Annotated in this window: 23 protein-coding genes; 4 read left to right on the top strand and 19 right to left on the bottom strand. The window is 71.0% G+C overall.

Annotation, left to right across the window (positions count from 1 at the left end):
* Nucleotides 1-86 precede the first annotated feature (86 nt).
* Both AB0917_RS06740 and AB0917_RS06735 read left to right on the top strand, forming a co-directional pair.
* On the top strand, nucleotides 87-2,591 hold the full coding sequence (locus AB0917_RS06740) for a ThuA domain-containing protein (RefSeq protein ID WP_366818396.1): 2,505 nt from the start codon (nucleotides 87-89) through the stop codon (nucleotides 2,589-2,591).
* Nucleotides 2,588-4,828 carry a family 16 glycoside hydrolase gene (locus AB0917_RS06735; protein WP_366818395.1) on the top strand — a complete coding sequence of 747 codons (2,241 nt, stop codon included), beginning with the start codon at nucleotides 2,588-2,590 and terminating at the stop codon, nucleotides 4,826-4,828. The genes AB0917_RS06740 and AB0917_RS06735 overlap by 4 nt, the downstream gene beginning before the upstream one ends.
* A gap of 18 nt (nucleotides 4,829-4,846) precedes the next feature.
* Here AB0917_RS06735 and AB0917_RS06730 read toward each other — a convergent pair whose 3' ends face one another.
* On the bottom strand, nucleotides 4,847-6,022 hold the full coding sequence (locus AB0917_RS06730; RefSeq protein ID WP_366818394.1) for an ABC transporter permease: 1,176 nt from the start codon (nucleotides 6,020-6,022) through the stop codon (nucleotides 4,847-4,849).
* A complete protein-coding gene (gene ligD, locus AB0917_RS06725) occupies nucleotides 6,019-7,044 on the bottom strand; it encodes a non-homologous end-joining DNA ligase (RefSeq protein ID WP_366818393.1) in 1,026 nt (341 codons plus the stop codon). The genes AB0917_RS06730 and ligD overlap by 4 nt, the downstream gene beginning before the upstream one ends.
* 76 nt (nucleotides 7,045-7,120) lie before the next feature.
* Here ligD and AB0917_RS06720 point away from each other — a divergent pair, with 76 nt between their 5' ends.
* Both AB0917_RS06720 and AB0917_RS06715 read left to right on the top strand, forming a co-directional pair.
* Nucleotides 7,121-8,182, top strand: a complete 1,062-nt coding sequence (locus tag AB0917_RS06720; protein ID WP_366818392.1) for an ATP-dependent DNA ligase — start codon at nucleotides 7,121-7,123, stop codon at nucleotides 8,180-8,182.
* A gap of 119 nt (nucleotides 8,183-8,301) precedes the next feature.
* Nucleotides 8,302-8,733 carry an ATP-binding protein gene (locus tag AB0917_RS06715; protein WP_366818391.1) on the top strand — a complete coding sequence of 144 codons (432 nt, stop codon included), beginning with the start codon at nucleotides 8,302-8,304 and terminating at the stop codon, nucleotides 8,731-8,733.
* A 75-nt stretch (nucleotides 8,734-8,808) separates the two neighbouring features.
* Here the strand turns inward: AB0917_RS06715 and AB0917_RS06710 are convergent, their stop codons facing one another.
* The 17 genes from AB0917_RS06710 to AB0917_RS06630 all read right to left on the bottom strand — a co-directional run bounded on the left by AB0917_RS06710 (nucleotide 8,809) and on the right by AB0917_RS06630 (nucleotide 26,470).
* Nucleotides 8,809-10,143 (bottom strand): lytic transglycosylase domain-containing protein, encoded by a 1,335-nt coding sequence (locus AB0917_RS06710; protein ID WP_366818390.1) that lies wholly within the window; start codon nucleotides 10,141-10,143, stop codon nucleotides 8,809-8,811.
* A gap of 39 nt (nucleotides 10,144-10,182) precedes the next feature.
* Nucleotides 10,183-11,046 carry a hypothetical protein gene (locus AB0917_RS06705; protein ID WP_366818389.1) on the bottom strand — a complete coding sequence of 288 codons (864 nt, stop codon included), beginning with the start codon at nucleotides 11,044-11,046 and terminating at the stop codon, nucleotides 10,183-10,185.
* Nucleotides 11,047-11,124: 78 nt separating this feature from the next.
* Nucleotides 11,125-11,655 (bottom strand): hypothetical protein, encoded by a 531-nt coding sequence (locus AB0917_RS06700; RefSeq protein WP_366818388.1) that lies wholly within the window; start codon nucleotides 11,653-11,655, stop codon nucleotides 11,125-11,127.
* A gap of 20 nt (nucleotides 11,656-11,675) precedes the next feature.
* Entirely contained in the window at nucleotides 11,676-12,266 is a 591-nt protein-coding gene (locus AB0917_RS06695) for a hypothetical protein (protein WP_366818387.1), read from the bottom strand.
* Nucleotides 12,263-12,784 carry a hypothetical protein gene (locus tag AB0917_RS06690; RefSeq protein WP_366818386.1) on the bottom strand — a complete coding sequence of 174 codons (522 nt, stop codon included), beginning with the start codon at nucleotides 12,782-12,784 and terminating at the stop codon, nucleotides 12,263-12,265. The genes AB0917_RS06695 and AB0917_RS06690 overlap by 4 nt, the downstream gene beginning before the upstream one ends.
* Nucleotides 12,781-14,070 carry an MlaD family protein gene (locus tag AB0917_RS06685; RefSeq protein ID WP_366818385.1) on the bottom strand — a complete coding sequence of 430 codons (1,290 nt, stop codon included), beginning with the start codon at nucleotides 14,068-14,070 and terminating at the stop codon, nucleotides 12,781-12,783. The genes AB0917_RS06690 and AB0917_RS06685 overlap by 4 nt, the downstream gene beginning before the upstream one ends.
* Nucleotides 14,067-15,257: an MCE family protein gene (locus AB0917_RS06680; RefSeq protein WP_366818384.1), complete on the bottom strand. Its 1,191-nt coding sequence runs from the start codon at nucleotides 15,255-15,257 to the stop codon at nucleotides 14,067-14,069. The genes AB0917_RS06685 and AB0917_RS06680 overlap by 4 nt, the downstream gene beginning before the upstream one ends.
* Complete coding sequence (locus tag AB0917_RS06675) at nucleotides 15,254-16,441, bottom strand: MCE family protein (RefSeq protein WP_366818383.1); 1,188 nt, start codon at nucleotides 16,439-16,441, stop codon at nucleotides 15,254-15,256. Before AB0917_RS06675 ends, AB0917_RS06680 begins: the two co-directional genes overlap by 4 nt.
* A gap of 1 nt (nucleotide 16,442) precedes the next feature.
* Entirely contained in the window at nucleotides 16,443-17,459 is a 1,017-nt protein-coding gene (locus AB0917_RS06670) for an MCE family protein (protein WP_366818382.1), read from the bottom strand.
* Nucleotides 17,456-18,487: an MCE family protein gene (locus AB0917_RS06665; protein WP_366818381.1), complete on the bottom strand. Its 1,032-nt coding sequence runs from the start codon at nucleotides 18,485-18,487 to the stop codon at nucleotides 17,456-17,458. Before AB0917_RS06665 ends, AB0917_RS06670 begins: the two co-directional genes overlap by 4 nt.
* Nucleotides 18,484-19,764, bottom strand: coding sequence for an MCE family protein (locus AB0917_RS06660; protein ID WP_366818380.1), 1,281 nt, complete (start codon nucleotides 19,762-19,764; stop codon nucleotides 18,484-18,486). The genes AB0917_RS06665 and AB0917_RS06660 overlap by 4 nt, the downstream gene beginning before the upstream one ends.
* Entirely contained in the window at nucleotides 19,764-20,567 is an 804-nt protein-coding gene (locus AB0917_RS06655; protein ID WP_366818379.1) for an ABC transporter permease, read from the bottom strand. The genes AB0917_RS06660 and AB0917_RS06655 overlap by 1 nt, the downstream gene beginning before the upstream one ends.
* Before the next feature lie 5 nt (nucleotides 20,568-20,572).
* Entirely contained in the window at nucleotides 20,573-21,436 is an 864-nt protein-coding gene (locus AB0917_RS06650) for an ABC transporter permease (protein ID WP_366818378.1), read from the bottom strand.
* Nucleotides 21,433-22,431 (bottom strand): ATP-binding cassette domain-containing protein, encoded by a 999-nt coding sequence (locus AB0917_RS06645; RefSeq protein ID WP_366818377.1) that lies wholly within the window; start codon nucleotides 22,429-22,431, stop codon nucleotides 21,433-21,435. Before AB0917_RS06645 ends, AB0917_RS06650 begins: the two co-directional genes overlap by 4 nt.
* A gap of 361 nt (nucleotides 22,432-22,792) precedes the next feature.
* Nucleotides 22,793-24,346, bottom strand: a complete 1,554-nt coding sequence (locus AB0917_RS06640; RefSeq protein ID WP_366818376.1) for a DUF6801 domain-containing protein — start codon at nucleotides 24,344-24,346, stop codon at nucleotides 22,793-22,795.
* A 332-nt stretch (nucleotides 24,347-24,678) separates the two neighbouring features.
* Complete coding sequence (locus tag AB0917_RS06635) at nucleotides 24,679-25,335, bottom strand: hypothetical protein (RefSeq protein WP_366818375.1); 657 nt, start codon at nucleotides 25,333-25,335, stop codon at nucleotides 24,679-24,681.
* A gap of 202 nt (nucleotides 25,336-25,537) precedes the next feature.
* Nucleotides 25,538-26,470, bottom strand: a complete 933-nt coding sequence (locus AB0917_RS06630; protein ID WP_366818374.1) for a hypothetical protein — start codon at nucleotides 26,468-26,470, stop codon at nucleotides 25,538-25,540.
* Nucleotides 26,471-26,795 lie beyond the last annotated feature (325 nt).

Below are 26,795 nucleotides of genomic sequence, written 5' to 3'. Positions count from 1 at the left end.
ACCGGTCAACACCGAGGAACCGAAGAAGTGTTGGCGATCCGACAGTCACCGAGAGGTGCAGTGACCACGAAGGGGTGGGTGACCACATGCAGCGCGCATCACATCACCGGTCCAGATCACGACGCGGCCTCGCGGCGGTCGTGGCGGCCGGCGCACTGACCGTCTCCCTGCTGAGCGCGGGAGGCCCGGCCAACGCGGACACGTCGCCGGACCGGGCCCTGGTCGAGAAGATGGCGACAACGTTGTCCCTGCCGTCACCGCCGGGCGCCGCGGACCAGGTCAAGGTGCTGGTCTTCCACGCCTCGGCGGAAGACGAGGCACCGTACACGGACGCCGGGATCGCGGCGATCGAGAAGATCGGGCAGACCGGCCCCGAGGCCGGGCGGTTCACCACCGTGGCCACGGCCGACCCCAAGGTCTTCACCAACGGCAAGCGGCTGGGCTCCTTCCACGCGGTCGTCTTCCTCACCGGCGGCGGTGACGTCCTGGACCCGGAGCAGGAGGCGGGCCTGGAGGCGTACATGGAGGCGGGAGGCGGTTTCCTCGGCATCCATGACGCGGCGCGCACCGAGCCGTACTCGGACTGGTTCACCGGCCTGGTGGGCGCCCGCCCGGCGGCGGACAGCCCGAGCGCCGTGCAGCGGGCCACGGTCGAGATCGGCGACCGGGTCCACCCGGCCACCAAGAACCTGCCGCTGGAGTGGAAGCGCCCCGACAAGTGGCTGAACTGGTCAGAGAATCCCTCCGGTGACGTGCACACGGTGGCGCGGGTGCGGGAGTTGACGTACGCGCCCGGCGCGAGCGGCAACGGCTGGGACCACCCGGTCTCCTGGTGCCGCGACTACGACGGCGGACGCTCCTTCTACACGGCGATGGGCGGTACGGCGGACAGCTTCGCCGAGACCGACTTCCGCGACCATCTGCGCGGCGCGCTCGCCTGGACGAACCGGACCTCCCAGGCCGACTGCACGGCGACCATCACCGCCAACTACACCGCCGAGCGCCTGACCCGGCCCAACCAGCCCGGACAGAACGACCAGATCGGCGAACCGCACGGCCTGGTGACCGCCCCGGACGGGCGCGTCTTCTACATCGGGCGCGGCGGCGCCGACAGCTCCGTGCCCGTCGTCACCGACTGGGACGACCCGGACATCGGCAAGGGCAGGGGCGAGATCCACGTCTACGACCCGAAGACCGGGGAGGCCACCCTGGCCGGCGCCCTGGACGTCTTCGGCAACAAGGGCGGCGGCGACGAGCTGGTGAAGGTGGAGGAGGGGCTGCTCGGCATCGAGCTGGACCCGGACTTCGCCTCCAACGGCTGGGTCTATCTGCACTACACGCCGCACGCGAAGATCGACCGCGACACGCACATGGCGGTGCGTCAGGTCTCGCGCTTCACCTTCGACTCGGCGGCGAACGAGCTGGACCTGGCCTCCGAGAAGGTGCTGCTCGACTGGCCGGTGCAGATCCACAGCTGCTGCCACGCGGGCGGCGGCATGGCGTGGGACTCGAAGGGCAACCTGTACATCGCGACCGGTGACAACAACTCCTCCGGTTTCAGCGACGGTTACTCCGGCAACAACCCGCAGCCCAACTTCAAGGGCGTCTCCTTCGCCGACGCCCGGCGCACCTCGGGCAACACCAACAACCTGAACGGGAAGATCCTGCGGATCCACCCGGAGGACGACGGCACCTACACCCTGCCCGCCGGCAACCTCTTCACCGGCGACGAGCCGGACGAGGGCGGCGGCAAGACCCGGGGCGAGATCTATGTGATGGGCGTGCGCAACCCGGCCCGGATCTCGATCGACCCCTCCACCGACACGCTGTACGCGGGCTGGGTCGGCCCCGACGCGGGCGCAGCCTCCACCACCTGGGGGCCGGCGAAGTACGACACGTTCGCCGCGATCACCAAGGCGGGCAACCACGGCTGGCCGTTCTGCATGGGCAACAACCAGCCCTACCGGGACCGCAATCTGCCCGACCCGAGCAAGCCGCTGGACTGGTACGACTGCGACGCCCCGAAGAACGAGTCGCCGAACAACGACGGCCTGGTCGAGCTGCCGCCGGTGACCCCCAACACCATCTGGTACTCGCCGCAGGGCGGCGGGGTCGACTACCCGCGCGACGCCGACGGCGTCCCCAGCTACCAGGCCGACGAGCAGAGGGAGTTGCTGCCCTGGCTGAAGGGCGGCGGCCAGGCGACCATGAACGGGCCGGTCTACCGCTACGACGCGCAGAGCGACTCCGCCGACAAGTGGCCCGCGTACTGGGACGGCAAGTGGTTCGTCGGTGACTTCTACGACGACACCCAGCCGCGCCACGCGGTGATCACCGACCCGAAGACCGTCGGGAAGGGCGGACTGCCCACGCACGCCGAGTCGTTGAAGAAGATCATCCCGGTCGGCGCGGACGGCATCCGCAACCTCATGGACTGGAGGTTCGCACCGGACGGTTCGCTCTACGTCCTGGACTACGGACGCGGCTTCTTCACCTCCGACTCCCGGTCCGCGCTGTGGCGCGTCACCTACAAGGGCGGCGGGGCGACTCCGGCCGTCAAGGACCTGGCCGGAAAGGCGGCAGCCAAGTGAGACACCCCACGTACCTCGCCCGGCGGCGGCACCGGCCGCCCAGTTTCTGGGTGGCCCTGCTGGCCTCCCTCGTCATGGTCCTCGGGCTGACGTCGACGGCCGCGTACGGCAAGGGCGGCGACGCCCCTGGCCGGAAGGCCGCCGACCAGGTGCTGACCTGGACCGCGGGCGACCCCATCGACCGCTATCTGACCGCGCCCGAGACGGCGGTGGCCGGCAGGGCGACCATCGTCTTCGAGAACAGCACGGCGACCGGCAACACGACGAGCATGCCGCACACGCTGACGTTCGGCGTCTCGGACCCGGAGCACAACAACGACGTCCAGCTGAACATCCTGGCCAACCCCGGTGACGCCGAGGGCGGCAGGCACAGCGTCGAGGTCACGCTGACGCCGGGCACGTACTTCTACCACTGCACGATCCCCGGCCACGGCGACATGAAGGGCATCCTGACCGTCACCGAGGGCGGCGGCGAGGAGGACACCGAGGCCCCCGCGACCTCGGCGAAGGTCGACGGCGACCGGAACGGCGACGGCGCGTACATCGGCCAGGCCACCGTCACCGTCGAGGCGGCCGACGAGGGTTCCGGCGTCGACACCGTCGAGTACGCACTCGGTGCCGACGGCGAGTGGCAGCCGTACACCGCGCCCGTCGTGGTGGACGAGGTCGGCGACCACACGGTCCGCTACCGGGCCACCGACAAGGCGGGCAACGCGGCGGCGGAGAAGTCCGTCGACTTCGCGGTCGCCGCGCCGCCGACCGACGACGAGACCCCGCCGGAGACCTCGGCGACCGTGTCGGGTGAACAGGACGCCGACGGCGCGTACCTGGGCATGGCCACGGTCACCGTGACCGCGTCCGACACCGGGTCCGGCGTCAACACCATCGAGTACGCGATCGGCGCGGACGGGCAGTGGCAGCCGTACACCGCTCCGGTGATGGTCCACGAGGTGGGCGAGCACACCGTCCGCTACCGGGCCACCGACCGGTCGGGGAACGTCGCGGACGAGGCGAGCGTCGCGTTCACCGTCGTCGAGCCGCCGTCCCAGGACAGGACGGCGCCGGAGACCTCGGTGAAGGTGGAAGGGGACAAGAACTCCGACGGCGCCTTCATCACCAGCGCCAGGGCCACGATCACCGCGACCGACGACGACTCGGGCGTGGACAAGGTCGAGTACTCGCTCGACGGCGGCCCCTACCTCGCGTACGCCTCCCCCGTGATCGTCGACCGGGTCGGCCACCACACGGTCGCGCACCGGGCCACGGACAAGGCGGGCAACACCTCCGAGGCGCGGCGGGTGTCGTTCACCGTCGCCCAGGGCGGCGGGGTCCCGGCGCCGAACTGCGCGGAGTTCGACGAGCGGCACACCGTCTTCGTCGGCACCGTCGACACGGGCGTCCCGAACCGGATCACCGGCAACCGCTGCACGATCAACGAGCTGATCGAGGACGAGAAGGACTGGTCCTCCCACGCGCTGTTCCTCAAGCACGTGACGTCGGTGCTCGACAGGCTCAAGGCCGACGGTGTGATCGACCAGCGCGAGCGCAGGGCGATCAACCAGGCCGCCAAGCAGTCGGGCATCGGGCAGCCGGGCCAGTCCGAGGGGTACACCAAGCTCTTCGACGGCACGGCGTCCTCGCTCGCCAAGTGGAGCCACGTGGGCGGCGGTGCGTTCGGGCTGAACGAGGAGGAGGGCTCGATCACCAGCTCCACCACGGTGGACGGCATGGGCATGCTCTGGTTCCCGACCCGCGCCTACGGTGACTTCTCGCTGAAGCTCCAGTGGCGGGACGACGCCCCGGGCTCCGGCAACGCCAACGGCGGGGTCTTCGTCCGCTTCCCGAAGGTCCACGACCACCCGGAGGAGTCGCGCCCGGAGTGGGTCGCCATCAAGTACGGCCATGAGATCCAGGTCAACGACCGGCCGGACGGCGACATGTACAAGACCGGTTCGGTCTACGGATTCGACCGGGTGGGTCTCGGCGGCGCCGGGGTCACGCCCAAGGGCACCTGGAACGACTACGAGATCAAGGTGGTGGACCAGCATTACGAGATCTACCGCAACGGTGTCCTGATCAACGAGTTCGACAACACCGGCGGCCGGCTCTTCGAGCCGCCGCGCGACGACGACCCGGGCACCGACGGCCGGCGGTTCGCCTCCGGTCACATCGGGCTCCAGGTGCACGGTGTCACGGACGTCATCTCGTACCGCGACATCCGCATCAAGGAGCTGTAGGCCGTAGGTCGCGCGCTCTCAGGAGGCCGTGGCCGCATGCTCCGGCGTGCGGGCGCGGCCTCCGGGGTGCTGGTGGCGCCACACCCAGAAGACGGTGCAGGAGACCAGCGACCAGGCGGCCAGGACCAGGTAGGGGAAGACGAACTGGTGGCCCTGGTAGTAGACGGCGGTGTGCTGGGCGTTGACGGAGGCGCCCGGCGGCAGCCAGCGGCCGATGTGTCCGAGGAGGGAGGGCAGCAGCGGCCAGGAGACGGCACCGCCGGACGACGGGTTGCCGAGCAGCACCATGACGCCCCAGGTGGGGATCATCGCCCAACGGCCCATCAGGGTGTTGAACATGCTGAAGACCATGCCCGAGGTGAACATCGTGAACGCCAGGATCAGCCAGGACTGCACGAACGGCAGGTGCACCGCCCCCAGCCACCAGTCCACGGCCGCGGCGATGGTGAACCCGCCGAGCAGGGCGTAGGCGACCGTGAACGCGATCCGTTCGGCCGGGTCGAGGCCGTTGGCGTGGACGCTGAGCTGGATCGCTCCGAGGAAGCCCATGATGACGGCGGCCAGCGAGATGTAGAACAGGGCGAGCCCGCGCGGGTCCCCCTTCTGGAGCGGCTTGACGTCCCGGACGGTGACCTCGACCCCGGTGGCGTCGCCCACCTTCAGCCCCGCCTCGCCCAGCACCTCGGCCACGGTGGCCCCCGAGGCACTGGCCACGTCGAGCGCGAGCCCGTCCCCCGACGTGTGCAGGATGGCGAACACCTTCTGGTCCTCCAGGGCGCGGCGGGCGTCCGCCACGTCCGGGTACTCGCGCAGTTCGAGCGAGGCGTCGAGCGCCTTCTCCATCCCGGCGACGAACTCCTTGCCGCGCTCCGGCTCCGGCTGGGTGACCAGCGCCGCCGGGATGCGGTGCGGGGTGGGGTTGGCCATCGCGTAGGTGTAGGAGCCGGCGAAGAGACCGGCCGCGGCGGCGATGATGAGGACGATGACGGTCGCGGGGAGGAAGGGGCTGTGCTTGTACGCCTCCCAGCGCTCGCGGAGGGTGAGCGGCCGCCCGTGGGCGCCGTGCCGCTGGCTGCTCCCGCCCCTCTCGGAGCTGTCGCCCTCCGCGCGGCTCCCGTTCTCCTCGGCGCCCCGGCCCCCCTTGCCGAGCCCGCTCTTCCCGCCGTACCCGTTCTCCTCGCCCCTCCCGCTCACGCCGTCCCGCCCTCGTCGTCGTGGCGGGCCCGGCTGGGCTGGACCCGCTTCGGTTCGCCGGGCATCTTCGGATACTCCGGCGGGTAGGGCATGTCCCCGAGGCCGCGCTCCTTCTCGTCCCGGTCGGCCAGCTCCAGCAGCCCGTCGAGCCGGAACGCCTCCTGGTCCATGTCCGCGTGGACGTCCCCGAGTTCGGCGTACCGCCCCGGCATCGTGCGGATGTCGAAGTCGCGCGGTTCGGCGTCGTCGATCTCCTCCCAGCGCAGCGGCGCGGAGACCGGGGCGTGCGGGAAGGGGCGTACGGAGTAGGCGGAGGCGATCGTGCGGTCGCGGGCGGTCTGGTTGAAGTCGACGAAGATCCGCTCGCCGCGCTCCTCCTTCCACCAGGCCGTCGTCACCCGCTCGGGCATCCGCCGCTCCAGCTCACGCCCGGCGGCGATGGCGGCGCGCCGGACCTCGGTGAAGGTCCAGGCCGGCTCGATGGGGACGAAGACGTGCATCCCGCGCCCGCCGGAGGTCTTGGGCCGGCCGCGTACGCCGTGGTCCTCCAGGACGGAGCGCAGCTCGTGGGCGGCGGCGACCGCGTCGGCGTAGTCGGTGCCGGGCTGCGGGTCCAGGTCGATGCGCAGCTCGTCGGGGTGGTCGGTGTCCCCTGCCCGGACCGGCCAGGGGTGGAAGGTGAGGGTGCCGAGGTTGGCGGCCCAGATCACGGCGGCGAGTTCGGTGGGGCAGAGCTCGTCGGCGGGGCGGCCGCTGGGGAAGGCGATCGTGGCGGTGGGGATCCACTCGGGGAGGTTCTTCGGGGCGCGCTTCTGGTAGAAGAACTCGCCCTCCACCCCGTCCACGAAGCGCTGGAGCGTGGTGGGCCGGTGGTTCAGGGCACGGGTGATCCCGGGGCCCACGGCCAGGAAGTACTCGGCCACGTCTCTCTTGGTGTAGCCCTTCTCCGGGAAGTACACCTTGTCCGGGTTGGACAGCCTCACCGCTCGTCCGCCCGCGTCCAGCTCCACCGCCGCTCCCATGTCGGCCACCGTAGGCCGGTCGCACATATGCCGCACATCGGGAGACATGGGCCGGGTGGCGGTCCAGAATCGGGCCATGGACCTGCCGGTGATGCCGCCCGTGAAGCCGATGCTCGCCAAGTCGGTGTCCAGGATCCCGCCCGGCATGAGTTACGAGGCGAAGTGGGACGGCTTCCGCGCGATCGTCTACCGGGACGGCGACGAGGTGGAGATCGGCAGCCGCACCGGCAAGTCGCTGACCCGCTACTTCCCCGACCTGGTCGACGCCGTACGGGAGAACCTCCCGCCGCGCTGTGTGATCGACGGGGAGATCGTCATCGCCCACGAGGGCCGGCTCGACTTCGAACGGCTCAGCGAGCGCATCCATCCGGCGGACTCCCGGGTGCGGATGCTGGCCGAGCGGACCCCGGCGAGCCTGATCGCCTTCGACATCCTCGCGGTCGACGACACCTCCCTCCTCTCCGCCCCGCAGACCGACCGCCGGGCCGTCCTCGAGGCCGCCCTCTCCGGCGCCTCGGAGCCCGTACTGCTCGCCCCCTCCACCACGGATGTGGAGGTCGCCCGGGAGTGGTTCGAACGGTACGAGGGCGCGGGGCTGGACGGGATCGTGGCCAAGCCGCCGAACCTGCCGTACCGGCCCGACACCCGGGTGATGTACAAGATCAAGCACGAGCGGACCGCCGACTGCGTGGTGGCGGGGTACCGCGAGCACAAGAGCGGCCCGGTCGTCGGCTCACTCCTGCTGGGCCTGTACGACACCGGGGGCGTGCTCCAGCACGTCGGGGTCTGCGCGGCCTTCTCCATGAAGCGGCGCACCGAGCTCGCGGACGAACTCGCCCCGCTGCGCACCGGGTTCGCCGACCACCCGTGGGGGGCGTGGGCGGACGCGGCGGCGCACGAGGCCTCCCGGCTGCCGGGGACGCAGAACCGCTGGTCGGGCAAGAAGGACCAGTCGTGGGTGCCGCTGCGGCCGGAGCGGGTCTGCGAGGTGGCGTACGACCACATGGAGGGCGACCGGTTCCGCCATACGACGCAGTTCCGGCGGTGGCGCCCGGACCGGGCCCCCTCCAGTTGCACCTACGCGCAACTGGAGGAGGTCGTCTCCTACGACCTGGCCGAGGTGCTCTCGGGCGGCTGAGCCGCGGCTCCGCGTACGTTCGCGACCGCCCGTGAGGTGTGGATGCGGCGGCAGGGGGAATGCGGTGGTTTCGACAGCAAGTTCCGCATTCACCGACGGCGTGGAAAGGAGGTACGGGCATGTGTGACATCCCTCCCGTACATCACGCCGACGTTCCGGCGGACGGCTCGTCCGTGGGCCTGCCGCAGAGCTCGGCCCAGGCGCGCGATGCCGTGACCCGGCTGCTGGCGGCCGAGTTCGGCGGGCTGTCGGACGAGACCCTCTCGAACGTGATCGTGGCGGACGCCCTGCTGGTGACCTCGGAGATCGTGACCAACGCGTTGCGGCACGGCGGTGGCCTGACCGGCTTCTCGGCCCGGATCACCGAGGGCGGGCTCCGCCTCGTCGTCGACGACGCGGATCCCCGGCATCCGGTCCTCCAGGAGCCGCCCCCCGGCTCGGTCGGGGAGGGCGGTTACGGCTGGTCGCTGGTCCATCGGCTCACCGCACGGCTGTCCGTCACACCTCACGAGGGCGGCAAGCGCATCGTCGCCGTGGTGTCGCTGGTCTGACGGGCCGCCGGCCGGATGCGGCTCCGGGCCACGGGTCCGGACGTGGCTCCGGGCCGCCGTCCCGGTGACGTCGGCTCAGGTGGCGGACCCCTCGCCCGGTGCGCAGGGTTCCCCGTCCCCGCCCTTCACGGACCGGCTCCCGGCGGCGGCCGAGGGCTCGGGCGGGACCGGGGCGCCGCTCGGGCAGCCGGGGTCGGTGGGGTCCGGGCTCGGGTCGGGGTCCGGGTCCGTGGGAGCGGGTGTGGGGTCGGTCGGGCCGGGTGTGGGCGTGGGGTCCGGGTCGGTCGGGCCGGGGTCGGGGTCGGTGGGGTCGGGGTCGGGCGTGGGGTCCGTCGGGTCCGGCGTCGGGGTCGGGCCGGGGCCCGGGTCCGTGGGGCCGGGGTCGGTCGGGGCGGGGCTCGGGCTCGGGGAGCCGGGTGCGGTGGGGGCTGGGGTGGGTGTGGGTGTCGGCGTGGGGCTCGGCGGGCGCGTGGGCTGCGGGCCGATGACGATGCCGCCGCCCTTGCCGGGCGCGCCCGGGGTGCCGGAGCCGACCGGCGCCTTGGGGCGGTTCACGCCACCCGGCCCGGGGCTGGTCGGAAGGGGGCCCTGCCCGTCGGCCACCGGGTGGGTGCCCTTGCGGTAGAACTCCAGCCAGGACAGCACCGTACGGAGATAGGCGCCGGAGCGGTTGTAGCTGAGGATCGCCCGGTCCAGGTCGGCCCGGACGCTCAGATCGCGGCCTCCGGCGCAGAGGTAGTGCCCGGCGGCGAGAGCGGCGTCGTAGATGTTGCCGGGATCCTTGCGGCCGTCGCCGTTGCCGTCCTTGGCCCAGTTCACCCAGGTGGACGGGATGAACTGCATCGGCCCGACGGCCCGGTCGTACGTACGGTCGCCGTCGTACACCCCGTTGTCGGTGTCCCGGATCAGCGCGAAGCCCACGCCGTCGAGCGCGGGCCCCAGGATGGGGGTGAGCGTGGTGCCCCGCGCGTCGACCCTGCCGCCGGCGGCCTGCCCGGACTCGACCTTGCCGATCGCCGCGAGCAGGTGCCAGGGCAGCCGGCAGCCGGGGGTGCTGCGGCGCAGGGAGCGTTCGGCGTTCCGGTAGGCGTCGAGCACGGTCGCCGGGATGCCCGCCTCGGACCGGAACCGGCCGACCAGGGGAGGCGACGGCCGCGCCCCGGCCTCGGGCGGCTTCAGGGGCGCGGGCGGCTGCGGGCTCGCCAGCGGCGGCAGCTCGGTGTGGTACGCGTCGTCGCCCGGCACCTCGCTCCACACCACGTCGTCCGTGCCCGACGCGGCCCGCTCCTCGTGCGAGGCCGCCACCGCGCCCGCGAAGCCGGGCGCCTGGGACGCGGTGAGCGCGGCCATCGCCGCCATCGCCGTGACCGTGCCGGTGAGCTGACGGCGCACCGTGCCGTTGAACCTCATAGCTGGTCCCCTCTCCCGGGCTGTCCTGGGCTCGGCTGTTCAGCGGGTGAACGTGTCGATGGCGGCGATCCGCCAGGTGTCCCCCTGGCGGACCGCGTCCACGGCGAACATGGCCGCCGCGTAGGTGGTCTCCTCGTCCTTGCCGGTACGGGTGTTGCTCTGGTCGGCGAAGATCAGCAGCCGGGCGCGGTCGCCGTCCAGGTACTCCACCCCGCTCCCGGTGACGGTCGTGGTGAGGACGAGCTTCTGCTGCGGCGCCTGTTCCCGTACCTCCGCGAGCATGTCCTTGTGCTGCTGCACGGCTCTGCCGGTCAGGTGGGTCTCGGCGGCGCGGTCGGAGCGGGCGGGCGAGGCGTAGTCGTACGAGAACACGGCACCGACCGCCTCGCCGATCCTGCCCTTCACCTCGCTCGTGCGGGCGATGTCGGTGAGCGCGGTGTTCTGCCGGGCGGGCTCGTCGCGCAGGCTCGCGGCCGAGGTGAACGCCCAGGTGGCGAAGGCCCCGAGGAGAACGGTGAGGGCGCAGAGGGCGGCGGGGAGCCGGGGGCGGAGCCGCCGTGGGGGCCTTATTACGTCCTCCGGATCGGGCCCGGACTCCGGATCAGGCCCGGACTCTGGCTCGGACCTGGGTTCCGGCTCGGACCTGGGTTCCGGCTCGGGCCCGGATTCCGGGTCGGGGTCCGGCGTCGGCTCGGGTTCCGGCTCCGGCCTGGGCTTGAGTTCCAGGTCGGGATCCGGCTCGGGCGTGGGCTTGGAGTTGGGCTCCGGTCGGCTCGGTGGGGCGGTGGTCTCCTGCCCGGCCTTCTCCGCGGCCTTCTCCCCCGGCACCGGTACGGCCGTCGCACGTGACGGGGAAGTGGCCAGCCTCCGGCGGCGGTTGACCAGGTGGCGGGTCGTCGACATGGGAGCGGTCCTCTCGGATGCGGAGCAGGAGCGGGGCGAGAGCGGGAGCGGGAGCCGGGGCGGGTACGGGGTGCGGGGTCAGCCGGCCGTGGAGCCGACGGGCGCCTGGCCGAGCGCGCTGAGCTTCCACCCCTGGGAGGTCCGGGTGAGGGTGCCGAGCATCCGGCTCTCCTTCACCGCCGGTTCGCCCTTGGGCGCGGTGACGGTGACCCGCAGCGCCACCATGACCCCGGCCCGGCCGGCCCGTTCGTCGAGTTCGGTCACCGCGCCGGAGAGGACCTTCGCGGTGCTGACCGTCTTCGCCGCCACGATCTGCTCGGCGAACGCGTCCCGCCCTTCGACGAGTTGCTGGTGCAGGTCGCCGGTGGTCGACTCCTCCCAGCTGTCGAGGCCCTTGTCCAGCGTGCGGTGGTCCAGGGTGTTCATGTTCTGCACCGCCTGCTCGCCCGCCGCCAGCGCGTCGTCCCGCGCCTGCGCGTAGGAGGCCGCACTGTCGTGGGCGGCGTCGTAGCGCTGCCAGCCGCCCCAGCCCGCCGCCCCCGCCGCGACGACCGTGAGCGTCGTCGCCGCGATCACCAGCGGGTTCCTCGCCGTTCCTGCCCGTGCCATGTGCTGCCTCTCCCCTGCCGTCATATGGAGCTGATCTCGACGATCCGCCAGCGCTCGTCCCGCAGTTCGGCGGTGACGGAGAGCTGCGCGGAGGCGGTGGTGGCGGGCCGGCCGCGGCGTTCGTAGACCTGGTCGAGGAAGACCAGGAGGTGCGCGCCGGTTCCGGTCAGCCGGGTCACTCCGGCCCGTACGACATGCGTGGTGAGCGTCAGCTTCTGGTCGGCGGCCTGCTTCTCGACCTGGCCGAACAGCGTCGCGTACTGCTGGAGGGCCTTGCCCGCCAGGACCTGCCGCGCCGCGTCCTTGGTGAGGGCGGTGGCGTCGGGGCCGTACGAGAAGATCCTGCCGAGCGCGTTGCTGACGTCGCCCGTGACCCGGGTGGTCGCCTCGGCGTCCGTGAGGGCGAGGTTGGCGGTGGCCGGGGTGTCGCGCAGCTCCCGTCCCTCGGCGAAGAGGACCCCGCCGGTCGCGAGGAGGGCGAGTGCGAGGAGGGCGCCGACGACGCGGGGCCACCTGCGGCGCGGGGGCTCGTCCGCACGGTCCGGTTCGGCGGCGTCGATGGGTTCCTCGTCCTCGGTGTCCCGGCTCACCAGCGCCGTTGGCTCGCTCATCCGCCCTCTCCCGCCGCCGTCGCCGTCAGCGCCTTGACCTTCCAGCCGTCTCCCGTGCGGGCGAGCGTGGCGGTGAAGCGCTTGCGCTGGGTGCCCGGGGCGCCCGTGCGCGGGGTGACCCGGACGTCCACGGTGGCGATCAGCTCGGCCGTACCGGTGCGGTCGTCCAGAGCCGTGAGCGCCGCCGAGGTCACCTTGCCCTCGGCGGTGTCGCCCGACTCCGTGAGCGTCTTCGCGTCGGCCGCCGACGTCCGCTTCAGCTGGTCGTGGAGCGGACCGGTGGAGGAGTCGCGCCACGCCCGCAGGCCGGTGGAGACGCTGGCGGCGTCGGTGCCGTCCAGGCTGTTCAGCGTGGCGAGGTGCCGCTTGCCCTGGGCCAGGGCCGTGTCGCGGGCCTTGGCGTGGGCGAGGGTGCGGTCGCCGCGCGCCTGGGCGTACGACCAGGTGCCCAGTCCGCAGACGAGGGCGGCGGCCAGCAGGACGGCCCAGCCGCCGAGGTGGCGGGTGCGGGGTGTCATGAGCCGCCTCCCAGCCCCAGGAGTCCGGCCATGCCGGGGGCGGGCGGCGCGGTGCGGGGTGCGATGCCCAGCGCCCCGGGAAGCCGGTCCTTCGCAGCGCCCGCGCCTTGGCTGTTGCCGTTGCCGTCGCCGTTGCCCAGCAGCATCGAGCCGGGTGTGGCGGGCGTGGGGACCGGGCCGCCCTTCGGGGCGTTGGTGCTGCCCCGGACGTTGATGCCGGTGCCGGGCGAAGAGGCGCATCGGGCAGCGGTGTTGAGGGCGGGCCCGGGTGAGGTGTCGAGCCCGTTGCGGTACGTCGTGGCGCCGTACCCCGAGGTGCAGGGCAGCGGCTCGAAGAAGGTGACCGACATACCGAACCGGGCGCCGTCCTCGTCGACCGCGCTCGCCCCGGCCGCCACCACGGCCGGCAGCTTCACCAGCAGCTCCTCCAGGCCGCGTTGGCGGGTGAGCGCGACCTCCGATGTGGTGAGCAGGTTGGCGACGACGACACCGAAGGCGGGGTCGAGGTCGCGCAGCAGCCCGCTGATCTGGACGGCCGCCTCCGGCGTGGTCGCGATCAGCCGCCGCAAGTCGCCGTCCGAGTCCTTGAGTTCGGCGGCCAGCTCCTTGGCCCCGGAGGCGAACCCCTTGAGCGCCGCGCCCTGTTCGGCCTGGGTGCGCAGCACTCTCTCGCCGTCGGCCATCAGCCGGGTGGTCGTCGGCAGGGCCCGGTCGGCCGCGTCGACGAAGTCGGCTCCGCTGTCCAGCAGCACCTGGAGGTCGTCGCCGCGCCCTTCGAAGGCGGTGCCGAACTCCTCGACCACCGTGCGCAGATGCTCCAGGTCGACCGAGCTCGCGAAGTCGTTGACGCTGGTGAGGACGGTGGTGGGCGGGGCCGGGAGGGTGGTGTCGGCCTCGTCGATCACCGAGCCGTTGCCCAGGTAGGGGCCCTCGGAGCGGGTCGGCCGCAGGTCGACGTACTGCTCGCCGACCGCCGAGAGGTTGGCGACCACCGCCTGGAGGCCGTCCGGGATGGGCGGGGCGTCCTTCTCGATGCGCAGCTCGGCCTCCACCCCGTCGTCGGTCAGCTCGATGGGGCCGACCCGGCCCACCGAGACGCCTCGGTAAGTGACGTTGGAGTGGGTGTAGAGGCCGCCTGTCTGCGGGAGTTGGACCGTGACGGTGTAGTAGCTGCGCAGCCCGACGTAGTGGCCGAGACCGGCGTACCGCACGCCCAGGTAGCCCAGGACCAGCACGGCGATGACGAGGAAGGCGATGTTCTTGAGCCGGATGGCGGGTGTGATCACGGCGTGCTCCCCTTCTCGGGCCCCGCGGGCCCCGGCGTACGCGCGACGGCCGGCAGCGGGAGCGGAAGGGCGCTGCGGGCCGACGCCGCGCCCTCCGCGCCGGGCTCGTGCGGCGGTGGGGGCAGGGTCGGGTCGTCCGGGGTGAGCGCCGGGATGATCCGGGTGCCGGGTGCGGCCGTGACGTCGAGATAGACGTTCAGGTAGTCGCCCTTCACCCCGCGCAGCACCTCGTCCGTGAAGGGGTAGGTCAGCGAAACCTGGAGCGCGTCGGGGAGGTCCTGGCCGGAGTCGGCGAGCGCCTTGAGGGTGGGGGCGAGCGCCTTCAGGTCGGCGATCATGTCCGCCTTGCTCCGGTTGACGGTGTCGACGGCGACGGTGGAGAGGGTGTCCAGGGAGCGCAGCATGGTGAGGAGCGAGCCGCGCTGCTTCTCCAGGACCTTCAGCCCGGGGCTGAGCCCGGTGAGGACCGTTCCGACGTCCTGTTTACGGGTGGCGAGGGTGGCGGCGAGCCGGTTGACGCCGTCCAGGGCCCGGGTGATGTCGCCCTTGTTGCTGTCCAGGTCGGTGACGAGGGTGTCGACCCGGTTCAGCATCGAGCGGATCTGCGGCTCCTGGCCGGTGAGGGCCTTGTTCAGCTCGGTGGTGATGGTCTTGAGCTGGTTGATCCCGCCCCCGTTGAGGAGCATGGACAGGGCTCCGAAGACCTCTTCGACCTCGGGGTTGCGGTTGGTGCGGGTGAGCGGGATGCGGCCGGTCTCCGCCAGCGAACCGCGGGCGGTGCCCTCGGCGGGCGGGGTGAGCTGGATGAACTTCTCCCCGAGCAGGCTGGACTGTTCGAGGCGGGCGTAGGCGTTGGCGGGGAGGTCGATGTCCCCGTTGACCCGCATGGTGACCTTGGCGCTCCAGCCGTCGGCGGCCAGGGCGATGCCGGTGACGCGGCCGACGGACACGTCGTTGACCTTGACCGAGGACTGCGGTGCCAGGCTGAGGACGTCTGCGAACTCGGCGGTGATCTCGTACGGGCTGTCGCCGAGGTCGGCGCCGCCGGGCAGCGGGATCTGCTCGATGCCGGTGAAGACCGGTCCGTCGGTACGGACCACGGCCAGGGCGATCAACGCGCCGGTGGCCAGCAGGGCCACGGCCCCGGTGGCCGCCCGGACGACGGTGGTACGCGGGGAACCACTCATCGTTCCGCCCCCTTCTTCCGCTGCTCCGGACTCTGCTGCGCCGGGTTCTCCCGCTCCGGACTCCGCTGCGCCGGGCTCTTCCGCTCCGGCTGCTTCTCCGGGGTCCCGAAGACCGTGCCGACCTCCGGCAGCGGCAGGACGGGCAGGGCCTTGCGGCGGTCGGCGTCGACGGGTGCGAGTCCGGGCGGCGGGCCGGAGGCCGCGTCCGGGCCGACGAGGGGACCGCCCATGGAGAGTTCGTTGAGGTTGGCCCGGCCGTTGAGGGTCCGGTTGGCCGGGTCGTACGCGTTCAGGACGTTGCCCGCCGCCAGCGGCAGCGTGTCCATGGCCTCCGCCAGCGAGGCACGTTGATCGACGAGCGCCTGGGTGATGGGGACCAGGGCGTCGACGTTCTTCTTCAGCGCGCCCCGGTTCTTGGCGATGAACGTCTTCACCTGGCCGAGGGCCGCGCCCAGCTCCTTCAGTGCCGCGCTCAGGTTCTTCTTGTCGTCCGCGAGGAACGAGGTGACCGAGTTGAGCTGCTGCTCGGCGGTGCGGACCTCGCTGTCGTTCTCCTTGAGCATGGTGGTGAAGGACTGGAGGTGGGAGAGGGTGTCGAAGAGGTCGCCGCTGCTCCTGTCGAGCGTCTTGGCGGCCTTGCCGAACTGTTCGACGGAGTCCCCGATCGCCTTGCCGTTGCCGTCCAGGTTCTTCGCCCCGGTCTCCAGCAGCCGGGCCAGCGCCCCGTCGGCGTTGGCCCCGTTCGGGCCGAGCGCCGTGGTGATCTCGGTGATCGACGCGTACAGCTGGTCGACCTCGACGGGGGTCGCGTTGCGGGCGGCGGGGAGTTCGGCGCCGTCCGCGAGGAGCGGTCCGCCGTCGTAGGCGGGGGCGAGCTGGACGTACCGGTCGGCGACGAGGCTGGGGGCGACGACGACCGCGTGGGCGTCCTTCGGCACCTTGACGCCCTTGTCCAGCCGGAGGACGACCTTCACCTCCTGGCCCTGGGGGGTGACGGACTCGACCGTGCCGACGCGGACCCCGAGGACGCGCAGGTCGGACCCGGCGTAGACGCCCGTCGCCCGTTCGAAGTAGGCGGTGACGGTGGTCCGGGAGTCCTGCTCCAGGGCGCTGACCCCGGTGGTGGCGGCCACGGCGACGACCGCGAGTCCGGCGCCGATCCCGATGATGCGTGTACGTCTCATGTCAGCGGCCGCCTTGCTTCGGTGGCATGCATCCGGTAGCCGGGGGTGTGCCGGCGGGGAGGTAGTTCGGGGGGACGACTCCGCAGGCGTACGTGTCGAACCAGCGGCCGTTGCCCAGGGTGTTGCCGACGAGCCGGCTGTAGGTGCCGGTCATGGCGAGCACCTTGTCCAGGCTCGTGCGGTTCTTGGCCAGGACGTCGGTGACCCGGCCGAGGGAGGCGAGGGTGGGCCCGAGCTGCTTGTCGTTCTCCTCGACGAGTGCGGTGAGCTGGGTGCCGAGCTTGCGGGTGCCGGTGAGCAGCAGGTGGATGGCGTCGCGGCGGGCCTGGAGTTCGCCGAGGAGCAGGTTCCCGTCCTCCAGGAGGGTTTCGAAGCTGCTCTTCTTGCCCGCGAGCGTCTTGGTGAGGCGTTTGCTGTTCTGGAGGAGTGTGGCGAGCTGGGCGTCGCGCGTGGAGACCGTACGGGAGAGGGCGGAGAGCCCTTCGGCGGCGCTGCGGACGTGGGGCGGGGAGTCCTTGAAGGTGGCGGAGATCGTCTCGAAGCTCTTGGCGAGCTGTTCGGTGTCGATCTCCTCGATGGTCTCGCCCAGTCCGTTGAACGCCTGGGTGACGTCGTACGGGGAGGTGGTGCGGCTCGCGGCGATACGGGAGCCGGGGTCCTGGGGGGCGTTGCCGAGGGGGTCGACGGCGAGGTACTTCTCGCCCAGCAGGGTCTTGATGGCGATGCCCACGGTGGAGGAGTTGCCGATCCAGGCGTCCTTGACCTTGAAGTCGACCTTGACGCGGGCCCCGTCGAGCGAGACCCCGGTGACCTCGCCGACCTTCACCCCGGCGATGCGCACCTCGTCGCCCTCGGAGAGGCCGGCGGACTCGGTGAAGTCGGCGCTGTACGTCGTGCCGCCGCCGATGAAGGGCAGGGAGTCGGCGCGCCAGGCGGTGAGGGCGAGGAGGGTGAGGACGATGAGGCCGACGAGGGCGACAGCGACCGGGTTGCGTTCCCGGATGGGGGTGAGGGTCATGCCAGGCACCTCGGCTGGGTGATGGCGATGCCGGTGGGGGGCGTGGAGCCGTCGTCGGTGGCCACCCCTCCGACCTTGGCCTCGCAGAGGTAGAGGTTGAGCCAGGAGCCGTAGGAGGTGAGGCGGCTGATCGCCTCCATCTTGGCCGGGGTCTTCTCCAGGAAGCTCTCGATCTGCGGTGTGCCCTTCTCCAACTCGCCGCTGAGTCGTCCCAGTTGGCGGATGTTCTCCTTGAGGGGCTTCCTGCCGTCCTGGAAGAGGTCCGCGGTGACGGTGGTCAGGGCGCCCATGGCGGTGACGGCCTCGCCGAGCGGTTTGCGGTCACCGGCGAAGCCGGAGACGAGCTTCTCCAGGGTGACGACGAGGTCATCGAAGCCCGCCTCCCGGTCGTTGACCGTCTTGAGGACCGTGTTGAGGTTCTTGATCACCTCTCCGATCACCTTGTCCTTGGCGGCGACGGTGGTGGTGAGCGAGCCGACGTGGCGCAGGATGGAGTCGACGGTGCCGCCCTCGCCCTGGAGGACCTGGACGATGGAGCCGGCGAGCTGGTTGACGTCCGGTGGGGAGAGGCCTTCGAAGAGGGGCTGGAAGCCGTTGAAGAGCTGGGTGAGGTCGAGCGCCGGAGTGGTGCGGGTGAGCGGGATGGTGGCCCCGGCCGCGAAGGTCCGGCCGACCGGTCCGGCGCCCCGGCCCAGGTCGACATAGCGCTGGCCGACCATGTTGAGGTACTTGATGGACGCCGTCACCGAGGCGGGGAGCGTACGCCCCTTGCGTACGCCGAAGGTGACCTCGGCGACCCTGCGGTCGGCGACCCGGACGGACTCGACCTGGCCGACCTTGACCCCGGCGATGCGGACGCTGTCGCCGGGGATGAGCCCGGTGGCGTCGGAGAAACGCGCCTTGTACGTGGTGGTGTCGCCCACGCCCGTGTTGGCGATGGAGAGCCCGAGGACGGTGGTGGCGAGGACGGTCACCAGGACGAAGACGAGGGACTTGGTGAGCGGTCCCGCGAGGGAGCGGCGTTTCACTTGAGCTTCACCTCCGCACCGCGGAAGGCCGGACCGATGAGCACGCTGCTCCAGTCGGGCAGGGTCTGCGGCTGCACGTTCAGTGAGGGGGCGACCAGCTCGTTGACGAGCTGGGACTCCTGGGGCGAGTTGGGCAGGCCGAGCGCGGTGTCCTGGGCGGCGGGGGGCGGTGCGGTGACGTCGGCCGCCCGGCGGGTGTCGGCGGTGGGTGCGCCCTTGCCGACGTACGGCACCGAGTAACAGCGCGGTCCGCCGGTGGCGTCGTAGACCGGGGTGTCCTTGCCGGGGACGTACTTCCCCTTCGAGGGAACGGACTTGACCGTCACATGCAGTCCGGGCTCGTTCGTTCCCTTGCCGAGCGCCTTGTCCATGGCGGGTACGAAGCCGGCGACCGTACGCAGCGTGCAGGGGAAGGAGTCGGCGTACTTCGCGAGGAGTTCGAGGGTGGGCCGGCCGGAGGAGGAGAGCCGGATGAGGTTCTCCTTGTTCTCCCGCAGGAAGGAGGTGACATCCCGCGCGGAGGCGGTGGTGGTGCCGTACAGCGCGGCGAGCCGCGCCTCCTGTTCGGCGATGGTCCCGCTCGTGGTGGTGGCGTCGGTGAGGGCGTCGAGCACGTCCGGGGCCGCGTCCGCGTAGAGCGTGCTCACCTTGACGAGCTGCTTGATGTCCTCGTTGAGCGTGGGGAGTTGGGGGTTGAACTTCTTCAGGTGCCCGTCCAGCGTGGTCAGCGTCTCACCGAGTTTCTCGCCGCGCCCTTCGAGCGCCTGCGATACGGCGCTCAGCGTCGCGGAGAGCTTCTCGGGCTTCACGGCGGTCAGCAGCGGCAGGACGTTGTCCAGCACCTCTTCCAGCTCGATGGCGTTGCTGGAGCGGTCCTGCGGGATCACCGCACCGGCGCTCAGGGGCCGCGCGGAGGGGACGCGGGGCGGGACGAGGGCGACGAACCGCTGGCCGAAGAGGGTGGTGGGGAGCATCTGCGCGGTGACGTCGGCGGGGACGTGCTCCAGCTTGTCCCGGTCGATGGCCAGGGTGAGGCGGGCCCCCTCACCGTCGGTGGCGATGGATCTGACCTGGCCGATGACGACCCCGCGCAGCTTCACATCGGCGTTGTCGTGCATCTCGTTGCCGACCGGTCCGGTGCGGACGGTGACGGTGGCGTCGTCGGTGAACTCCTTGTCGTACACGGCGACCGAGACCCACACCAGGAGGGCGGGGACCAGGAGGAAGACGACCCCGGCGGCTCTGCGGCGGGCGGTCCGTACTCCGCGTGGACTCATCAGCCGGCCACCTTCACCGTCGTCGTGGCGCCCCAGATGGCGAGCGAGAGGAAGAAGTCGGTGACGCTGATCAGCACGATCGCGTTGCGCACCGACCGGCCCACGGCCACGCCCACCCCGGCGGGGCCGCCGGTGGCGTGGAAGCCGTAGTAGCAGTGGGCGAGGATCACCAGCACGCTGAAGATCAGCACTTTGAGCACCGACAGCAGCACGTCGTCCGGGGAGAGGAAGAGGTTGAAGTAGTGGTCGTAGGTGCCCGCCGACTGCCCGTTGAAGAGGATGGTGATGTAGCGGGAGGCGAGGTACGAGGAGAGCAGGCCGATCGCGTACAGCGGGATGATCGCGACGACGCCGGCGATGATCCGGGTGGTGACGAGGTAGGGCATGGAGCGCACGCCCATCGCTTCGAGGGCGTCGACCTCCTCGTTGATCCGCATCGCGCCGAGCTGCGCGGTGAAGCCGGCGCCGACGGTGGCGGAGAGGGCGAGTCCGGCGACCAGGGGGGCGATCTCCCGGGTGTTGAAGTAGGCGGAGATGAACCCGGTGAACGCCGAGGTGCCGATCTGGTCGAGCGCCGCGTACCCCTGGAGGCCCACGACCGTGCCGGTGAAGAGGGTCATGGCGACCATCACGCCGATGGTGCCGCCGATCACGCCGAGGCCGCCGCTGCCGAAGGCGACCTCGGCCAGCAGCCGCTGCACCTCCTTGAGGTAGCGGCGCAGGGTGCGCGGGATCCAGAGCAGGGCCCGTACGTAGAAGGTGAGTTGGTCGCCCGATCGGTCGAGCCGGCTGAGCATCGCCATCTGCCTCAGCCCCCCTTCGCGGGGACGATCTGGAGGTAGATCGCCGTGATGACCATGTTCACGAAGAACAGCAGCATGAAGGTGATGACGACGGACTGGTTGACCGCGTCGCCGACGCCCTTGGGGCCGCCTCGCGGGTTCAGGCCGCGGTGGGCGGCGACGATGCCCGCGATGAAGCCGAAGATGAGGGCCTTGAACTCGCTGACGTAGAGGTCGGGCAGCTGGGCCAGGGCGGAGAAGCTGGCGAGGTAGGCGCCCGGGGTGCCGTCCTGCATGATCACGTTGAAGAAGTAGCCGCCGAGCGTGCCGACCACCGAGATCAGGCCGTTGAGCAGGACGGCGACGAGCATGGTGGCCAGGACCCGGGGGACGACCAGGCGCTGGATGGGCGAGACGCCCATGACCTCCATCGCGTCCAGCTCCTCGCGGATCTTGCGGGAGCCGAGGTCGGCGCAGATCGCGGAGCCCGCGGCGCCGGAGATGAGGAGCGCCACGATGATGGGGCTGGCCTGCTGGATCACGGCGAGGACGCTGGCGCCGCCGGTGAAGGACTGGGCGCCGAGCTGCTGGGTGAGCGAGCCGACCTGGAGGGCGATGACCGCGCCGAACGGGATCGAGACGAGGGCGGCGGGCAGGATCGTGACGCTGGCGACGAACCAGAACTGCTCGATGAACTCGCGCAGTTGGAAGGGCCTGCGGAAGACGGCGCGGCCCACCGCGATACCGAGCGCGAACAGCTTCCCGGTCTCCCGCAGGGGGGCGAGCAGCCGGCTGGGGCGCCGCTGCTCGGGGGCCTTGGAGAGGGCCGTCGCGGGTCTCCCGGGCGGCTCGGGCGGCTCCGGCGGTCGCACCGGCATCGGGGCGGTCACGCTCGCGCACCCCCCGCGGCCGGGGCGTAGCTGTCGAGGATGGCCCTGCGGGCGGCCTCCGGCAGCTGGCCCATCATCGCCATGACCCGCTCGCGGCGGCGCAGCGCCCCCTGGCGTACGGGCATCCCGGGCGAGGGTTCCAGCTGCGGGACGACGCTGCGGGGTACGGCGGCCGTGCGGGGGAAGCCCGCGGCGTCGCTGAGCTGCTGCTCGGCGGCGAGGGTGGCGGCGTCCTTCTCCTCCGACATCCCGATGGGCCCCTCACGGCGTCCGGCGAGGAACTGGGAGACGACCGGGGTGTCACTGGTCAGGAGCACCTCGCGCGGCCCGAAGGTGACGAGGTTGCGGCAGAACAGCATCCCCATGTTGTCGGGGACGGTCGCCGCGATGTCGAGATTGTGGGTGACGATCAGCATCGTCGCGTCGATCTGCGCGTTGAGGTCGATGAGGAGCTGCGAGAGGTACGCGGTGCGCACGGGGTCGAGTCCGGAGTCCGGTTCGTCGCAGAGGATGATCTGCGGGTCCAGGACGAGGGCGCGGGCCAGGCCGGCGCGTTTGCGCATGCCGCCGGATATCTCGCCCGGGAGCTTCCCCTCGGCGCCGAGCAGCCCGACGACGTCGATCCGCTCCATGACGATGCGGCGGATCTCGGATTCCTTCTTGCGGGTGTGTTCGCGCAGCGGAAAGGCGATGTTGTCGAAAAGGGACATCGAGCCGAAGAGAGCCCCGTCCTGGAACATGAGGCCGAAGAGCTTGCGCGTCTCCATGATGTCGCGCTCGGAGCTGTTCACCATGTCGACGCCGTTGATGAGGACGCGTCCCTGTTCCGGCTTCAGCAGTCCGATGATGGATTTCAGGAACACGGTCTTTCCGGTGCCGGAAGGACCGAGCATGACACTCACTTCACCGGCGGGCAGGGTGAGGCTGACGTCCTGCCAGATGTTCTGCTTGCCGAAGGACTTCGTCAGGCCTTCGACGACTACTTCGATTCCCATCGGTCCTCCTTCGAAGTGGTGGTGACCAAAGTCATCTGTCGGCGCTCCGGCTGTCGGAAATCGGTGAACGCGGTACTGGGTGGATCACTTGTCACTCGGTGACAAACACGCTTCCGAGCCGCCCAGCTGGGACGCTACGGCTCGGTAACCTGACTTCGCAATACTGGATACGGAACTTTCTGACGCGCGATCGAACCGCCTCGATTTCTTGTTTCCGAGTGAGTGATCGGCGTGCCAAACCTGTTAATCGATGATGAGTTTCCGGCGGGGCGGCCGGCGTCCTCGCGTGCCGAAGAGCCCTTCCGGCCGGGCGAGGGACCGGAAGGGCCGCGGAGGTCGGTTCACCTCACCGGCAGCGCGGTCACCGCTCGGGGTCCGGCACCTTCGGCGGGCAGTCGGGGCCGTCCGGGTTGGTCGCCACGCAGAGCGGTGCCTGCGTCATCTTGGTGTAGTTGTCGGCCTTCTTGCCGACGCTGGAGATGGCCGAGGTGAAGAGCGGGTCGAGGTTCTCGCCGACGCCGCACCCCTTGAACGGCGGGATGTGCGCGTGGCCGGTGAGGTTTCCGCCGTACGCCACGAGGTAGCCGGCCGGCGGGTAGCTCTGGCCGTATCCCTTCAGGACCTGCTCGAAGGGCCGTTCCGTGCGGCAGTCCGGGCCCACGTCCAGCGGTACGCCGTTCACCTCCACGTCGTACAGGCGCATGGAGAGCTGGGCGGTGACCGTGGATTCCTCGGGGTAGGTCGGGGTGTTGGTGACCGTGTGGGTCTGGACGACGGCCGGCGGGCCCACCTGTTCCAGCACCATCGTGGCGGTCGTCGGCATGAACCCGTAGCTGAGGAAGGTCGCCTTCGTGGGCGGGAGCTGCCGTTTGCCCTCGTGCTCGAACTCCACCTCGGAGGTGACGTCGACGGTCGAGGCGCAGGAGTCGTTGATGTACCGCTTGTTCAGGACCACCTTCATGAACGCGGGGCCCAGCGCCACGGCCCCGTCCAGCTTCACGGCGTTGGCGTACCCGGCGGCGTACGTCTCCGCCGTGGTCATCACCCACTCGGGCGGGATCTCGATCGGGCAGCTCCCGGGGTCCTCGTCGTCGAGCGCTTCGAGCCGTGCCTCGGTGAGGTCGTCGATCTTGCGGTGGGCGTCCGGGTCGAGCCCGGGGGCCGGCCGGGCCGGTGTCGCGGGTGGTTCGGCCGGGTCCTCGCCGGGGGCGGGGTCCTCCGGGGCGGGGGCCGTCGGGCCGGCGCCGTCGCGGACGGTGATGCGGGCGAGCGGGCGCTCCTCGTCGGCGTCGGGCTCGCAGGCGACGGTGAGCCCCGGCGGCGAGGTGGGGGCGCCGTCCCGGGTGAAGGAGGCGAAGGTGAGGCCGAGTCCGGCCGGTGCGATCGTCGCGTGTCCGGGGGTGCCGAACGTGACGGTGGGTACGTCGCCGGTGGCGGCGAGCACCACGCCGCCCTGTCCCCTGCCCTGCCCCCCGCCCTCGCCTTCGCCTCCGCCCTCATCTTCGTCCTCCGTCGGCAGGGTGACCTCGGGGGCTTCGAGCCGGCGCCAGGAGGCGTCGGCGGTGTGTTCGCCGACGGTGTTGCGTACGGTCAGCTCGGCGACGGCCGACATGGTGGCCGCCTCCACGGCCGTGAACTGCGTCAGGGCGGAGCGTCGCAGCGCCACCTCGACGGAGACGTCCCCGGGGCGGATCTCCTCCCCCGTCCGGGCCGAGGCGGGCAGTAGCGCCCGTACCGCGACGTCCGCCTTCTCCGCGCCGGAGGGGAACTGGCACGTATAGGCGATGGTGACCTCGGCCGTCTGGTCGGCTGCCACCGATTCGGCGCTCGGGATGAGCGCGGTGGCGACGACGAGCGCCCCGCCCACGGCGAGGTGGAGGGGGCGTCTCGCCGCGGCGCGTGCATCGAGGGTCATGCGGATGGTGTCCTTCCGGCGCGCGCGGGCCCATCGGTTCGATGGCTGCGAAATGGGGTCCACTTCTCGGCAACGGCCTTTCGGTGGCCTGGGAACGGTCCACCTACCGACCGGTACGCTACGCACACCGCCGACGCCCTGGGAAGAGCCGGGAATTCCGCCGTTCCCCGGGAACGCCTTTTTTGGCAGGCGATGACAATTCCGTACCGGCGAACCTGTCGGTGAGTGAGTGATTCATCGGTGGGTGAGTGAGTTCGGGCGCACGCGGGTGCCCGGCCGCCGGACCGTACGGCCGGGCACCACGCTCATGCGCCGGTCACGACCGGCCGGGTTCAGCCGCTGATGACGGGGGACGCGCCGGAGGCCGTGTTGGCGATGGTGTAGAGGCCCTGGAAGCCGGCGGTCGTGCCGACGATGCCGCAGCCGCCGCCGACCTTGTTGGCGATGGTCAGCGTGAGACCGCCGCCCGCCGTGTTCAGCGTGCCGTTGCTCCCGCCGGTGCTCGGGTTGTTGTACTTGGCCGCCACCTTGCCGGTGACGTCGAAGGTGCACGGGCCCAGCAGGCTGCTCCCGGTCACCTTCGCCTTGATCGCCCGGATCTCGCCGGTCACCTGGCCGGTGGAGTTGGTGCCGGCGCCCGCCGCGTAGTCGAGCCCCCAGATCTGCCAGGGAACCGTGGTGGTCACGGTCCACGTCGAGCTGAACGGTCCGGTGCAGGGCGAGTTGAACGAGATCGCCGAGATGGACGCGAGCTGTGCCGGGGAGCCGGCCACGGGGGACGTGGGGGCGGAGCCCGACGCCGCGGAGGTCGCACACTGGATCTTGTTGCCGTTGTTGTCGGTCAGGACGGTCACGCCGGCGCTGCCGGTGAAGGCGCCGGTCGGCGTGATGGTCCAGCTGGCCGGCGCGGCCACGGCCGACGGAACGGCCAGGGCGACGGATGCCACGGCGGCACCGATCGCGGTCAGTACACCGGATCGCTTGATCATGGAATTACTCCCTTTTCTTGTCCCGTTGGGGATACGAGTGGACGTGCGCACGGGAATTCCGGGCGACACGCTTCGAACTGGACTGGAGAAGGCGCGGCTCTCTTTCAGGGCCGGTTTTCCGTCAGGAGTGATCAGGCGGCTGTCGCACCACCTCCTTCTTCCGGTTCCGTCATGCCCCCGGGGGAATGCGGGGCGTGGACCGCTACCGCACCGCGGAGTGCCAGAATTCCGACAGCTTCCGGCCCGCGTCCGGTGCCAGGCCGGCCGGGTCGTAGGGGCTGCCGAAGTAGGTCGAGGTGTCGTCGAGCGTCACGCTGTTCTTCCCGGCGGCCGACGGGAGACCGGTCTTGAGGTTCACCGCCCAGTCCAGGAGTCCGGCTCCGCAGCCGCTCGCCCCGGGGACGGCGAACGCGGCATCACCCTGGTCCGCGCCGGAGAAGGTGTACCGGCCCATCTCGCCCTCGTCGTCACGGGTTCCGTCGGCCGCGAACCGCTCCAGCGAGAGGGACGGCGCGTTCAGGTTCCGCGGCTTGAGCAGCACGGGGTTGGCGGTGGTGCCGATGTAGCACTTGTCACCGAGGAACGGGTTCTTGAGGTGGATGCGGACCGGGATGGTGAGAATGGGCTCACCGGTGGAGAAGGACGCCGCCATGTCGAAGTCCTTCGGCGCACCGGCGGGTTCGATACTGGCCGTGATCCGGTTGAGGTTGTTGTCCGTCAACTGGCGGCAGATCGCGGTGACGAAGGGGACGGAGCTGGGGCACATCAGCCCGAGCAGCCCTCCGGGGACCTCGGCCGGGTCGGCGGTGAGCGCTCCCCCAGGGGGTGCGACCAGGGTGTTGGTGCCGTCGCTGTGCTGAACGACGCCGAGTTGCAGATCACTGTTGCCGGTGGGGACCTGACTCTTGCCGAGGGTGATGGAGCCGGTGACCGAACTCGACGCGATACAGGTGGCGACATCGGTGATGCCGTCCGCCGCGAGCATGGCGGGCGCGTCCACCGGGCAGCGGTCGAACGGCGCCCAGTCACCGTTGAGCTGGGTCGCCGCGGTGGCCGAGCCGGTGGAGAGCACGGCGCTGAACGCGGTGAGCGCCGCGAGCATTCCGACACGGGTGCGGTTGGAAACGGATCTCATGTCATCCCCTCTGATGAGCCGCTACATTGCGGCCTCGTGCGCGAAGTCGACCGGTTCTCCGACGCATGCCCGCACCGCGACGAAGTCGTCGGCAGTGGTGGAGCCGCGGGGTGGACCCGGGGGAGAAGGATCTGAGCGTCCAATTTCGGGCAGATTTCGCGACCGAATTGAATGAAGCGTGATGTTACTCGCGGGAAACACAGCGACACAATCCGTCCGTCCAAGAATTTTTGTGCGGCCCTGTTTTTGATCCGTAAATGAGTAACCGGGGGTCACCCCCTTATCAAGGAATGCGCATCCGGCACCACCGAAATGCTGACCGGCC

This window comes from Streptomyces sp. NPDC007346, from assembly GCF_040703535.1.
Taxonomy (GTDB): domain Bacteria; phylum Actinomycetota; class Actinomycetes; order Streptomycetales; family Streptomycetaceae; genus Streptomyces.
The sequence above is the reverse complement of the archived record's forward strand: the minus strand, read 5'-3'. Positions and strand labels throughout refer to the sequence as shown.

Coding starts and splice junctions, on each gene's coding strand:
- AB0917_RS06740 (WP_366818396.1), top strand. CDS start 87: ATGCAGCGCGCATCACATCACCGGTCCAGATCACGACGCGGCCTCGCG.
- ligD (WP_366818393.1), bottom strand. CDS start 7,044: ATGGGAGCGGCGGTGGAGCTGGACGCGGGCGGACGAGCGGTGAGGCTG.
- AB0917_RS06720 (WP_366818392.1), top strand. CDS start 7,121: ATGGACCTGCCGGTGATGCCGCCCGTGAAGCCGATGCTCGCCAAGTCG.
- AB0917_RS06715 (WP_366818391.1), top strand. CDS start 8,302: ATGTGTGACATCCCTCCCGTACATCACGCCGACGTTCCGGCGGACGGC.
- AB0917_RS06710 (WP_366818390.1), bottom strand. CDS start 10,143: ATGAGGTTCAACGGCACGGTGCGCCGTCAGCTCACCGGCACGGTCACG.
- AB0917_RS06705 (WP_366818389.1), bottom strand. CDS start 11,046: ATGTCGACGACCCGCCACCTGGTCAACCGCCGCCGGAGGCTGGCCACT.
- AB0917_RS06700 (WP_366818388.1), bottom strand. CDS start 11,655: ATGGCACGGGCAGGAACGGCGAGGAACCCGCTGGTGATCGCGGCGACG.
- AB0917_RS06695 (WP_366818387.1), bottom strand. CDS start 12,266: ATGAGCGAGCCAACGGCGCTGGTGAGCCGGGACACCGAGGACGAGGAA.
- AB0917_RS06690 (WP_366818386.1), bottom strand. CDS start 12,784: ATGACACCCCGCACCCGCCACCTCGGCGGCTGGGCCGTCCTGCTGGCC.
- AB0917_RS06680 (WP_366818384.1), bottom strand. CDS start 15,257: ATGAGTGGTTCCCCGCGTACCACCGTCGTCCGGGCGGCCACCGGGGCC.
- AB0917_RS06675 (WP_366818383.1), bottom strand. CDS start 16,441: ATGAGACGTACACGCATCATCGGGATCGGCGCCGGACTCGCGGTCGTC.
- AB0917_RS06670 (WP_366818382.1), bottom strand. CDS start 17,459: ATGACCCTCACCCCCATCCGGGAACGCAACCCGGTCGCTGTCGCCCTC.
- AB0917_RS06660 (WP_366818380.1), bottom strand. CDS start 19,764: ATGAGTCCACGCGGAGTACGGACCGCCCGCCGCAGAGCCGCCGGGGTC.
- AB0917_RS06655 (WP_366818379.1), bottom strand. CDS start 20,567: ATGGCGATGCTCAGCCGGCTCGACCGATCGGGCGACCAACTCACCTTC.
- AB0917_RS06645 (WP_366818377.1), bottom strand. CDS start 22,431: ATGGGAATCGAAGTAGTCGTCGAAGGCCTGACGAAGTCCTTCGGCAAG.
- AB0917_RS06640 (WP_366818376.1), bottom strand. CDS start 24,346: ATGACCCTCGATGCACGCGCCGCGGCGAGACGCCCCCTCCACCTCGCC.
- AB0917_RS06635 (WP_366818375.1), bottom strand. CDS start 25,335: ATGATCAAGCGATCCGGTGTACTGACCGCGATCGGTGCCGCCGTGGCA.
- AB0917_RS06630 (WP_366818374.1), bottom strand. CDS start 26,470: ATGAGATCCGTTTCCAACCGCACCCGTGTCGGAATGCTCGCGGCGCTC.